Raw genomic sequence first — 12443 nt, 5'->3', positions numbered from 1 at the left:
CTTACTTCGCCGGCTCCAGGATCGAGACGTAATTCGCCACCGCCGCGCCACCCATATTGAAGATGCCGGCGAGTTTGGCATTCTTGATCTGCATGCCCTCGGGCGCCTGCCCCAGCAGCTGCATCGCGCTCAGCACATGCATGGAGACGCCGGTGGCGCCGATCGGATGGCCCTTGGCCTTGAGGCCGCCGGACGGATTGACCGGCAGCTTGCCATCCTTCTGCACCCAGCCTTCCTTGATGGCGCGGGCACCCTGCCCGCGCGGGGTCAGGCCCATCGCTTCATATTCGATCAGTTCGGCCACGGTGAAACAGTCATGGGTCTCGACGAAGGAGAGATCGCCGAGCTCGACGCCTGCGGTCTTGAGCGCCTTCTGCCATGCCACGGTGCAGCCCTCGAATTCGAGGATGTCGCGCTTGGACATCGGCAGGAAATCCTGCGCATGGCCGGTGGCTTTGATGTTCACAGCCTTGCCCATGGTCTTGGCCGTCTCGCTGTCGGTCAGCACCAGCGCCGCGGCGCCATCCGACACCAGCGAGCAATCGGTACGCTTCAGCGGTCCTGCGACGAACGGGTTCTTCTCGCTCTCGGAGCGGCAGAATTCGAAGCCAAAATCCTTGCGCATCTGCGCATAGGGATTGTGCACGCCATTGGCGTGGTTCTTGGCGGCGATCAGCGCCAGCGCATCGGACTGGTCGCCATATTTCTGGAAGTATTTTTGCGCGATGCCGCCGAACACGCCGGCAAAGCCCGCGGGGGTCTCGCCGTCTTCCGGCAGATAGGAGGCGCGCAGCAGGTTCTTGCCGATCTCCGGCCCCGGCGTTTTGGTCATCTGCTCGACGCCGACCACCAGCACGATCTTCGCCGTGCCGGCGGCGATCGACTTGATCCCCGCATGTACGGCAGCGGAGCCAGTGGCACAGGCATTCTCGACGCGGGTGGCGGGCTTAAAGCGCAACGCCGGATCGGCCTGCAGCACCAGCGAGGCCGTGAAATCCTGCGGCGAGAAGCCGGCATTGAAATGGCCGAGCACGATTTCATCGACATCCGATGCGCTGATGCCGGCATCGGCCATGGCCTCGGTGGCGACGCGGACCACCATGCTCTCGACGGTCTCGGCGTCGAACTTTCCGAAGGGCATATGCGCCCATCCAACGATGCTGGCAGTCATGGTCGTTCTCCCGATGTGGTCCGATTTGCGGTTGGGGAGAATATAGACCGGTGCGAGGTGGAATCCACCCCGGTGCGATGACATGACGGACCTGCATGAAGCCCGCCACACGCCGTCCCTCATGGTGAGGAGGCGCGCAGCACCGTCTCGAACCATGAGATGACCGGGCTGGGGGCCTGCGGCCATCCTTCGAGACGCCGCTACGCGGCTCCTCAGGATGAGGGACTGCGTTTGCAGGAGAGCGCCGCTCAGTCCACAAACTTCCCGCCGAGTTCATCCTCGATATGGATCCGGATGATGTCGTCGAACGTCTTCTCCGCCGTGGTGAAGCCGAGTTTCAGCGCACGTGCCGTATCGAAATCGCGCGGCCAGCCGGAGACGATGCCGGTGATGACCGGATCAGTCTCGCGCTTGATGCGGGCGACGACATTCTTGCCTGCCACGCGATCCAGCGCCGCGATCTGCTCGCCCACGGTGACGGACATGCCGGGCATCGAGAGATTGCGCCGCGGGCCCATGGCTTCAAGATCCATGCTACCGGCATGAACCAGGAACCCGGTCGCCGAGCGCGGCGACGCCACCCAGTGGCGAACGTCTTCGGACACCGGCAGGATCGCCTCCTTACCGGCCAGCGGTTCGCGCAGGATATTGGAGAAGAAGCCGGAGGCTGCCTTGTTGGGCGCGCCCGGACGCACGCAGATGGTCGGCAGGCGAATGCCGATGCCATTGAGCAGGCCCTTGCGGGTGTAGTCGGCGATCAGCATCTCGCAGATCGACTTCTGGGTGCCGTAGGAGGTCAGCGGCGTATGGATGAATTCGTCGCCGATCTTGTCGGGGAACGGTGCGCCGAACACGGCAATGGACGAGGTGAATACCAGACGCGGCTTGTAGCCGTCACCGACGGCGCGGATGGCGTCGATGAGAAAGCGCGTGCCGTCGAGATTGATGCGATAGCCCTTGTCGAAATCCGCCTCCGCCTCGCCCGACACGATGGCGGCGAGATGGAAGATGACGTCGGGCTTGCCTGCGACCAGCGCCGGCGCGCTCTTGGGATCGGAGAAATCGGAGGTGACGGTTTCGGTCGGGATGGCGGTCGCGGGCTTGGCCGGCGCGACCACGTCCTGCAGCGTCAGGCGGGTGATGTCTGTGTTGCCGAGGCGGCCATCGGCCACGAGCTTGTCGGTGAGCTTGCGGCCGACCATGCCGGCGGCGCCGAGAATGAGGATGTGCAAGGGATGTTTCCTTTTCTTGATTGATGATGCGCCGACGGCCTCTCGGCTGTCGTCCCCGCGAAGGCGGAGACCCATACCCTCAGAGCCAGCGAATGATACAAAGGCCTCTGCTACCCAGCTTCAGCCGAGAGGACGGAGGCTATGGGTCCCCGCCTTCGCGGGGACGACACCGGGTTATTCCTTCACCGCGCCCGTCATCGCCGACACATAGTGCTCCACGAAGAATGCATACAGGATCACCAGCGGCAGCGAGCCGACCAGCGCGCCGGCCATCAGCGATCCCCATTTGTAGATATCACCATCGACGAATTCATTGACGATGGCCACCGGCACGGTCTTGTTCTGCGTCGACTGCAAAAACGTCAGCGCATAGATGAACTCGTTCCAGCACAGCGTGAAGGAGAAAATGAAAGCCGAGATCAGGCCGGGCACCGCCAGCGGAATGATGATCTTGATCAGGATCTGCCAGCGCGAGGCGCCATCGATCAGGGCGCACTCTTCCAGCTCGAACGGGATGGTCTTGAAATAGCCCATCAAGAGCCAGGTGGAGAACGGGATCAAGAGCGTCGGATAGACCAGGATCAGCGACAGCGGCGAGTCGAACAGGCCATAGGCCTGGATGACCGAGGCCAACGGGATGAACAGGATCGACGGCGGCACCAGATAGGCCATGAAGATCAGCGCGCCCACCGTTTCGGCGCCGCGGAAGCGCAGCCGCACGATAGCGTATGCAGCCAGCACACTGGCGACGATGGACAGGAACGTCGCCGCCGCTGCCACATACATCGTGTTCCAGAGCCACTGCGGATAGTTGGTCTCGAACAGCAGTTTCTGGATGTGTTTAAAGGTCGGCTTGATCACCCAGAACGGGTTGAACCGCTCCATGTCGATCAGCTGCTCGTCGGGTTTGATCGAGGTGAGCGCCATCCAGTAGAACGGGAACAGCAGGATCACCACGATGATGAACAGCGGGATATAGAGCGTGACGATGCGCTGGGGCAGCGAATCCAGATAGGCCATGCCCTCGGTGGAGTCGTCCTTGTCCAGCTTGAGCGGCGCGGTGCGCGCGGTGTCGGCGACGGCTTCAGTCATTGTCAGTACCTTGCTGCCACTTACGGCGTTGCATGCCGAACCAGGAAATGGCGATGGCTGCCAGAAGGAACGGGATCATGGCGGTGGCGATGGCGGCGCCCTCGCCGAGACGGCCCGAGAGAATGCCGCGCTGATAGCTCAGCGTCGCCATCAGATGGGTGGCGTTCACCGGGCCACCGCGGGTCAGTGCCCATATCAGCTGGAAGTCGGTGAAGGTGAACAGCACCGAGAACGTCATCACGACGGCGATGATCGGTGTCAGCAGCGGATAGGTGATGAAGCGGAAGCGCTGCCAGGATGTCGCGCCATCCAGCACCGCCGCTTCATAGAGCGAGGGCGACACCGTCTGCAGGCCGGCCAGCAGCGTGATGGCGACGAAGGGCACGCCGCGCCAGATATTGGCGAAGATCACGCTGGCGCGGGCCCATGTGCTGTCGCCGAGGAAGTTGATGTTGCTGTCGATGATGCCCATCTTGATCAGCGACCACGAGATGATCGAAAACTGCGAGTCGTAGATCCACCAGAAGGCGATGGCGGACAGGACCGTCGGCACGATGAACGGGATCAGCACTGCGGCGCGGATCAGCGCCTTGAACGGCATATGGCGGTTGAGCAGCAGCGCGAGATAGAGGCCGACGGCGAATTTGATGGCGGACGCCACGATCGTATAGAGCAGCGTGTTGAACACCGAGAGCCAGAAGATCGAGTCGTCCTTCAACCACTCGTAATTCTCGAGGCCGACAAAGACGCCACCGCGGCCGATGCGGTCGTCGGTGAAACTCATCCAGACGCCGAGGAACAGCGGATAGGCGAGAAACAGCAGCAGGAAGGCAGCGGCCGGCAGCATGAACCACAGCGCCAGCCAGTTACGGTTCACCCGCAAGCGGTCCCAGGCAGAGGTTTTGGGGATCACCTTCCCCACCGGCATCGATGTCTGGATCGTCGTCATTCGAAGAGAACTCCAGTCCGGTTACGGCAGGATCGCCTCGCCCTCGATCTCCACCCGCGCCTGCGGATCGATCAAGGCCGAGACCTGCACCAGCGTCATCGCCGGGAAATGTTTGCCAAGCGTCGCGCCCCAGGCTTCGCCAATGGCGGAGCCGGCGCTCTTGAATTCCGTGATGTCGGTGACATAGGCGCGCAGCATCACGATCTGCTTCGGCTCGCCGCCCGCCGCCTTCAGCACGGTGACAAGATTCTCCATGGCGTAGCGCCATTGCGTGCCGAAATCCGAGGACGCGGAGACGTCGCCCTGCCCGTCCTTCTTGCCGAGCTGCCCGGAGATGCGGACGCTACGCGTGCCACCGGACACCACCGCATGCGCGAAACCGCGCGGCCGGCTCCAGCCTTCGGGCAGAATTGTTTTGGTGTCGATCTCTGGCATTCCCATTCCCATCAGTCAGGCGGCTTGATGCCGCTCTGGAAAGTGGCCGGCGCGGGTCGCTCCGCGCCGGCAAGTCTTCCGCTAAAGAACTGCCGTCCCTATGCGCGGAAGATACGCTTCGCCGCCCGCTCGGCGGACGCCATCGCGGTCTTCACGTCTTCACGGCCCGTACAGTAATTGGCGTACATGTCGACGACCACGAAGTCGGCGATTGCCGCCGCCGCGTTCTCGCTCATCTGCGCCTCGCCCGCAGGCGTCGATGCCGTCGAGGCCACGTCGCGATACGGCGTGTTCTTCGGATCGGCGGTCCAGATCGGGTTCTTCTCGAAAGCGAGCAGGAACGGCGACAGATAGCCCTGTGCCGATTCCACCCACGGATTGAACTGCTCCGGCTCCATCATGAAGGCCGCAAACGCCTTACAGGCGTTCGGGAACTTGGTGAAGGTGAAGATCAGCACCGGGAAGCCGAGATGCAGCTCGCGTCGCTTGCCGTCCATGCCCTTCGGCAGATGGGCGTGGTTCATGTCCTCGGCAATCTGCGGGGCTTCCTTCTTCGCCGTCACATAGACCGAGATGCCGTTGGTGGTCAGATGCAGCTGGCCGGCCAGGAACGCCTTGTTGTTCGACGAGTCGTTCCACGACGCCGTGCCGGGAATGAAGTTGTCATAGAGCGACTTCACATATTCCAGCGACTTCGCGGTTTCCGGCGAATTGATCGTGACCTTGTTGCTCTTGTCGATCAGCTTGCCGCCATGGGCCCAGAGCGCCCAGTGCACCCAGCCGTTGGCATCGCCCGAGGCGTGGCCGAGCGCCATGCCGGCCGGGGTGCCGTTCTTGTTGAGGCCCTTCACCAAATCCTGGAAGCCTGCGAGGTCTTCCGGGAAGGTCTTGTGGCCGGCCTTCTCGGCGGCGGCGACGCGGTAATTGACCAGACCGCCGGTGGCCGCGACCGGCAGACCGATCCACTTGCCGTTATACATGCCGTATTGCTTGCCGGACTCCGCCCAGCCGCCATTCTTGTTGCCGAGATAGGTGGCGACGTCGGTGACGTCGAGGCACTTGGTCGGGAACAGGAAGGGCAACGAATACAGGCCCCACACCATGTCGAGGCCCTGCCCGGTATTCGCCGCGACGGATGCCTTCGGCTGAATGTCGTCATAGGATTCGTTCGACACGGTGATGGTGACGCCGGTGGCCTTGGAGAAGGCATCGACGATCTTCATGAAGGCCGCGTCTTCGGCCTCGACGAAGCGCTTCCAGCGCAGCAGATTGATCTTTGCGCCGGCTTCCGGCTTCCACTGCGAGGCCTGCGCCCACGCCTTGGCATAGCCGAGCAGCTGATCGGCCGACATGGTCGCTGCCGCCGCGAGCGTCAGCGCGCCGCCTTTGAGCAGAGATCGGCGATCCGGGGTAAATCCAGTCATCTTGCATTCTCTCCCTGTTATATTGGTTCGTTGATCGACCAATGTTTTCACTTGTCGTCCCCGCGAAGGCGGGGACCCATAACCTCAGACATCTCAGTTTGCGCTCGGCCTCTCACAGCTGCGCGTCGCAACAACGACGGCAGCTATGGGCCCCCGCTTTCGCGGGGACGACACCGAGCTCAGTTCACCCGCTTGCCGGTCTCCTTGTCGAACAGATGCGCCGAATTCGCGCGCGGCTTCAGATGGATCTTGTCACCTGGCGCCACCGGACGACGATCACGGAAGATCGCGATGATGTCCTGGGTGCCGATACGCGCAACAACCTGTGTCTCCGAGCCCATCGGCTCCACGACGATCACCTCGGCCTCGATGCCATCGTCGGCGAATTCGAGATGCTCCGGCCGGATGCCATAGGTCACGGACTTGTCATTGCCGGCCGCAGGTGCCGCCGTGATCGGCAGCTTTGCGCCGTTCGCCGTCTCGACCCATGGCTGCCCGCCATTCACCTTCAGCGTCCCTTCGAGGAAATTCATCGCCGGCGATCCGATGAATCCGGCCACGAACTTGTTCTCGGGATGATCATACAGCTCGAGCGGCGCGCCCATCTGCTCGACGATTCCGTCCTGCATCACCACGATCTTGTCGGCCATGGTCATGGCCTCGATCTGGTCATGGGTTACATAGACGGTGGTGGTCTTGAGCCGCTGATGCAGCTCCTTGATCTCGGCGCGCATGGCGACGCGCAGCTTGGCATCGAGATTCGACAGCGGCTCGTCGAACAAAAACACCTGGGGATCGCGCACGATGGCGCGGCCCATGGCGACGCGCTGGCGCTGACCGCCCGACAATTGTCGGGGATAACGCTCGAGCAGCCGTCGCAGATCGAGAATATCGGCAGCGCGATTGACCTTCTCGTCTATCTCGCTCTGCTTGGCCCCGCGCAGCTTGAGCGAAAAGCCCATATTCTGGGCCACCGTCATGTGCGGATAGAGCGCATAATTCTGGAACACCATGGCGATGTCGCGCTCTTTCGGCTGCACATCGTTGACGACGCGATCGCCGATGGAAATCGTCCCGGAGGTGATCTTTTCCAGACCTGCGAGCATGCGCAGCAATGTGGATTTACCGCAGCCGCTTGGTCCGACCAGCACCACGAATTCGCCGTCCTCGATGGGGACGGATACGCCGTGAAGAACTTCAAAGCCGCCAAAAGACTTACGCACGTCGTGAATCTGCACGGACGCCATACATTTCCCTCCCAAAAGTCCCGATTTTCGAGACAACGCCCTCCGCTTGTGCGGGGCCGCCTGTTCTTACTTGTCTGACATCCTACCATCTTTCTGGCGGGATGTCGTTGGATCATAGTCGTAGAAAATTCTCGCGGATGCAAACGTTGCGAAGCATTCAATGCCGTGCAAACATTCGCCACCAATCAAAAGAGACGACGCACCATCACAAAAGTGTGCGCTGCGGGAGAAATGATGACCAAGCCGAATAGCCCCTCGCCGACGCCAGGGTCCACCAAGCGTAAACTTCGTTCGAGCGAATGGTTCAACGATCCCCACAATCCCGGAATGACCGCTCTCTATCTTGAGCGCTATCTGAATTACGGCCTGACGCGCCACGAACTACAATCTGGCAAGCCGATCATCGGCATCGCGCAGACTGGCAACGACCTGTCGCCCTGCAATCGCCATCACATCGAGCTGGCAAAGCGCGTGCGTGAAGGCATCACCGCCGCCGGAGGCCTGGTGATGGAGTTTCCGGTGCATCCGATCCAGGAAACCGGCAAGCGACCGACCGCCGCCCTCGATCGCAACCTCGCTTATCTCGGCCTCGTCGAAGTCCTGTTCGGCTATCCCCTCGACGGCGTCGTGCTCACCACGGGCTGCGACAAGACCACGCCGGCCTGCCTGATGGCGGCGGCCACCGTCAACCTGCCCGCCATCGTGCTGTCCGGCGGACCGATGCTGAATGGCTGGCACGACGGGCAGCGCACCGGCTCCGGCACCGTGGTGTGGAAGTCGCGCGAGCGCCTCGCCGCCGGCGAGATCGACTATGAGGAATTCATGACGCTGGTGGCTTCGTCGGCGCCGTCGGTCGGCCATTGCAACACCATGGGCACAGCCTCGACCATGAATTCGCTGGCGGAAGCCCTGGGCATGTCCCTGCCCGGCTGTGCTGCGATCCCCGCGCCCTATCGCGAGCGCGGCCAGATTGCCTATGAGACCGGCATGCGCATCGTCGACATGGTGTGGGAAGATCTCAAGCCATCCGACATCCTGACGCGAAAGGCGTTCGAGAACTGCATCGTGGTCAATTCGGCCATCGGCGGCTCCACCAATGCGCCGATCCACATCAACGCATTGGCCCGCCATATCGGCGTCGAACTCTCTATCGACGACTGGCAGACTGTCGGCCATGACGTGCCGCTGCTGGTGAACATGCAGCCGGCCGGCTTCTATCTCGGCGAGGAATATCACCGCGCCGGCGGCGTGCCTTCGGTGGTGCGCGAGCTGATGCAGCACAAGCGCATCCATGAGGATGTGGTGACGGTGAACGGCAAGACGATGGGTGAAAACTGCGCCGCATCGCCGAAGCCGGATAATGACGTGATCTGGTCCTATGACAAGCCACTGGTGGCGGATGCCGGCTTCCTCGTGCTGCGCGGAAATCTGTTTGATTCCGCGATCATGAAGACCTCGGTGATCTCCAAGGAGTTTCGCGATCGCTATCTGATCAATCCGAAGGATCTCAACGCCTTTGAAGGCCGCGCCATCGTGTTCGAGGGGCCGGAGGATTACCACGACCGCATCGACGATGAAGCACTCAATATCGACGAGCACTGCATCCTGTTCGTGCGCGGCACCGGCCCGATCGGCTATCCCGGCGGGGCCGAAGTCGTGAACATGCAGCCACCGGCCGCCCTGATCAAACGCGGTATTCTTTCGCTCCCCTGTATCGGCGACGGTCGCCAGTCGGGCACGTCCGGCTCGCCATCGATCCTGAATGCCTCGCCGGAAGCGGCAGCCAATGGCGGTCTCGCCATCCTGCAGACCGGCGACATGGTGCGCATCGACCTCAACAAGGGATCGGCTAACATCCTGATTTCCGATGAGGAGCTGAAGCGTCGCCGCGCGGAGCTGATGGCCAAGGGTGGCTTCGCCTATCCCGCGCACCAGACCCCCTGGCAGGAGCTCTATCGCAACACGGTGGGCCAGCAATCCACCGGCGCCTGCCTCGAACTGGCAACCCGCTATCGGGATATCGCCGGGACCATCGGGACCGCGCGGCATAATCACTGATCTTAACCTCTCCCCGCTTGCGGGGAGAGATCGACTGGAGTGCGCGCAGCGCGCGGAAGTCGGGTGAGGGGGAGCTTCAGCGACGCTCCGACGGAGCCCGCGGCAAGAGCCCCTCACCCCGCCCTCTCCCCGCAAGTGCGGGGCGAGGGAGCGCACCGCCATCGCGAAACACGACGAAGCAAGTAACAAACAACAATCTTCAGGGAGACTCCCCATGTCCAACCGCCTCAAAGGCAAGCGTGCCTTCGTCACTGCGGGCGCAGTCGGCATCGGCCGTGCTTGCGCGCTGGCCTTCGCCCGCGAAGGCGCGACCGTCATCGCCACCGACCTTGACGAAAAAGGCGTCGCCCTTCTCACCAAGGACGGCGTCGTTGAAACGGCAAAGCTTGACGTGCGTGACACCGCCGCCGTCGAAGCCATGGCGAAAAAAGTCGGTGACATCGACATCCTGCTCAACGCGGCCGGCTTCGTGCATCACGGCGACGCGCTGAACTGCTCCGATGCCGACTGGGATTTCTCCTTCGACCTCAACGTCAAGTCGATGCACCGGACCATCCGGTCTTTCCTGCCCGGCATGCTCGCGCGCGGCCACGGCTCGATCGTCAACATCTCCTCGGCTGCCGGCGTCTACAAGGCCGCGCCGAACCGCTATGTCTATGGCGCCACCAAAGCGGCCGTCGCCGCCCTCACTCGTGCCGTCGCGGTGGACTACATCACCAAGGGCATCCGCTGTAACGCCATCTGCCCCGGCACCATCGAGACACCCTCGATGCTCGACCGCGCCGCCGCCGCCGGCCCGAACGGCCGCGAGATGTTCGTGAGCCGCCAGCCCATGGGCCGCCTCGGCACGGCGGATGAGATCGCCGCCCTCGCCGTCTATCTTGCCAGTGATGAGAGCAGCTTCACCACCGGCGTCGCCCACATCATCGACGGCGGCTGGACGCTCTGACCTTAACCTCTCCCCGCATCTTGCGCGGGGAGAGGTCGCCGCGTCTTCGCGGCGGGTGAGGGGCGAGGCACGCGGCTCATTGCAAACATTGAGCTTGCGGATCGAAGAGCCCCTCACCCCGCCCTCTCCCCGCGAAGACGCGGGGCGAGGGAGCGAGAGGCCGTCGCTTCATCACCTTCAAACAAGGACATCGCATCATGAACAAGATCGACCTCTCCGGCCGCAGCGCCGTGGTCACTGGCGGCGCCCAGGGCTTTGGCCGCGCCATCACCGAACGCTTCGTCGCCTCCGGCGCCAAGGTCGCGATCTGGGATCAGGACATCGATCTCGCCGTCAAGACCGCGCGCGAGATCGGCGACGACGTCATTGCCCTTAAAGTGGACGTCACCGACGCCGCCTCGATTGACGCCGGCCGCGATGCGACGTTGCAGGAATTCGGCAAGATCGACATCCTCGTCAACAACGCAGGCATCACCGGCTTCAACAAGCCGGTGTGGGAAATCGACTATGACGACTGGCGCCGTGTGATGCGCATCAATCTCGATGGCCCGTTCCTGTGCTGCAAGGCCGTGGTGCCCGTGATGCAAAAGAACGGCTACGGCCGCATCGTCAACATCGCCTCCGTCGCCGGCAAGGAAGGCAACCCGAACGCCTCGCATTATTCGGCATCGAAGGCCGCCCTGATCGCCCTGACAAAATCGCTCGGCAAGGAGCTGGCCAATACCGAGATCAATGTGAACGCCATCACGCCGGCCGCCGCGAAGACCGCGATCTTCGATCAGATGACCGAGCAGCACATCAACTTCATGCTGTCGAAAATTCCGAAAGGCCGTTTCGTGCTGGTGCAGGAACTCGCCGCAATGGCCGCCTGGCTTGCGTCGGAGGATTGCGCGTTCTCGACGGGTGCCGTGTTCGATATTTCGGGCGGTCGGGCGACGTACTGAATTGCATGACGACTGTCATCCCCGCGAAAGCGGGGATCCAGTGCACGCAAGCGTTGCGGCACGATCACTGATCTCGACATCTACTGGATCGCCCGGTCAAGCCGGGCGATGACAATGGGATAAACCGGCAACGGGACACGCCGTCCCGAAGCTACCCCTTCTTCACCCGGAAGATCACAGGCACCGTAAAGCTCAGCCCGTCATCGGCGATCAGCGCCGGCGGCGGCGGCAGCGGATCCGAGCGGCGGACCATGGCGATGGCGGCCTCGTCGAAGGCGGCATCGCCGGAGCCCTTCACGACGCGCACGGCCAGCACCTTGCCGACGCGGTCGATCTCGAAATTCACCATCACCTCGGCCGCCTTCTGCTGGCGTTCGGTGGGATAGCGCTTGTTCTTTTCCAGATAGGCCGAGAGCTGCTTGGCCCAGACGGTGGACAGGCGCTTCTTGTCGGTGCCCATGCCGGTGTTCACGGCTTGCGCCTTCTCGCCGGTCTTGGACTCATCGAGCTTCTGCTGCGCGGCAGCTTCCGAAGCGACGGATTCCTGCGAGGCCTGCTGCTGCTTCTGGGCTTTCTCGGGCGTCTCTTCCTCGGGCTTGTTCGCCTTGTTCTCGGTGACAGCCATGTCCGGCTCTTCACTCTCGTGCGGCGTCTCCTTGGGAAGATCGCTTTCCTTCTCGACCGCCTTCTGCTCCTGCACGGCCGGCGACGCGGCCGAGGCTTCGGAGTCCGGGCCCTGCGGCAGGTCGGTCTGCTCGACGTCCGGCGACACCATCTCCATGCCGACTTCGATGGCATTGGCACCGAGGCCGTCGGCGTCCTCTTCCTGCTGCATCTCGTAGACGGCCGCAGCGATGCCGCCGACATGCAGCGTCACGGCGCAAACCGCCGCGATCAGCCACATGCGCCAGGACGTGTTTCGATCGAGCTCCGACATAATGC

The 12443-nt window shown here is 62.7% G+C and carries 11 protein-coding genes; 3 read left to right on the top strand and 8 right to left on the bottom strand.

Annotated features, from left to right (window positions below; all coding sequences use genetic code 11):
• Position 1 precedes the first annotated feature (1 nt).
• From AC1RQ5_RS13675 to AC1RQ5_RS13645, 7 genes are all read right to left on the bottom strand, one after another.
• Positions 2–1171, bottom strand: coding sequence for an acetyl-CoA acetyltransferase (locus AC1RQ5_RS13675; RefSeq protein WP_398484424.1), 1170 nt, complete (start codon positions 1169–1171; stop codon positions 2–4).
• 248 nt (positions 1172–1419) lie between these two features.
• Positions 1420–2403 carry a D-erythronate dehydrogenase gene (gene denD, locus AC1RQ5_RS13670; RefSeq protein ID WP_398484422.1) on the bottom strand — a complete coding sequence of 328 codons (984 nt, stop codon included), beginning with the start codon at positions 2401–2403 and terminating at the stop codon, positions 1420–1422.
• Between the two features lie 174 nt (positions 2404–2577).
• Entirely contained in the window at positions 2578–3495 is a 918-nt protein-coding gene (locus AC1RQ5_RS13665; RefSeq protein WP_493199595.1) for a carbohydrate ABC transporter permease, read from the bottom strand.
• A complete protein-coding gene (locus AC1RQ5_RS13660) occupies positions 3488–4444 on the bottom strand; it encodes a carbohydrate ABC transporter permease (protein ID WP_211912964.1) in 957 nt (318 codons plus the stop codon). Before AC1RQ5_RS13660 ends, AC1RQ5_RS13665 begins: the two co-directional genes overlap by 8 nt.
• 21 nt (positions 4445–4465) lie before the next feature.
• Positions 4466–4879: a RidA family protein gene (locus AC1RQ5_RS13655; RefSeq protein WP_493199593.1), complete on the bottom strand. Its 414-nt coding sequence runs from the start codon at positions 4877–4879 to the stop codon at positions 4466–4468.
• A gap of 98 nt (positions 4880–4977) precedes the next feature.
• A complete protein-coding gene (locus AC1RQ5_RS13650) occupies positions 4978–6303 on the bottom strand; it encodes an ABC transporter substrate-binding protein (protein WP_493199591.1) in 1326 nt (441 codons plus the stop codon).
• Positions 6304–6482: 179 nt separating this feature from the next.
• Positions 6483–7550, bottom strand: a complete 1068-nt coding sequence (locus AC1RQ5_RS13645; protein WP_398477866.1) for an ABC transporter ATP-binding protein — start codon at positions 7548–7550, stop codon at positions 6483–6485.
• 231 nt (positions 7551–7781) lie between these two features.
• On the opposite strand from AC1RQ5_RS13645, the gene AC1RQ5_RS13640 reads away from it, so the two are divergent.
• From AC1RQ5_RS13640 to AC1RQ5_RS13630, 3 genes are all read left to right on the top strand, one after another.
• Positions 7782–9608, top strand: coding sequence for an IlvD/Edd family dehydratase (locus AC1RQ5_RS13640; protein WP_493199589.1), 1827 nt, complete (start codon positions 7782–7784; stop codon positions 9606–9608).
• A gap of 214 nt (positions 9609–9822) precedes the next feature.
• The gene (locus tag AC1RQ5_RS13635) at positions 9823–10557 is read left to right on the top strand and encodes an SDR family oxidoreductase (RefSeq protein WP_493199587.1); all 735 of its coding nucleotides are present in this window, start codon (positions 9823–9825) and stop codon (positions 10555–10557) included.
• A gap of 197 nt (positions 10558–10754) precedes the next feature.
• Positions 10755–11501, top strand: coding sequence for an SDR family NAD(P)-dependent oxidoreductase (locus tag AC1RQ5_RS13630; RefSeq protein ID WP_493199585.1), 747 nt, complete (start codon positions 10755–10757; stop codon positions 11499–11501).
• A 151-nt stretch (positions 11502–11652) separates the two neighbouring features.
• On the opposite strand, the gene AC1RQ5_RS13625 is transcribed toward AC1RQ5_RS13630, so the two are convergent.
• Positions 11653–12438: an energy transducer TonB family protein gene (locus AC1RQ5_RS13625; RefSeq protein ID WP_398477874.1), complete on the bottom strand. Its 786-nt coding sequence runs from the start codon at positions 12436–12438 to the stop codon at positions 11653–11655.
• Positions 12439–12443 lie beyond the last annotated feature (5 nt).

The sequence above is a fragment of the Tardiphaga sp. GW821-FHT12E02 genome, assembly GCF_058807155.1.
Note: the sequence above shows the minus strand (reverse complement) of the source record. Positions and strands in the feature narration are given on the sequence as shown.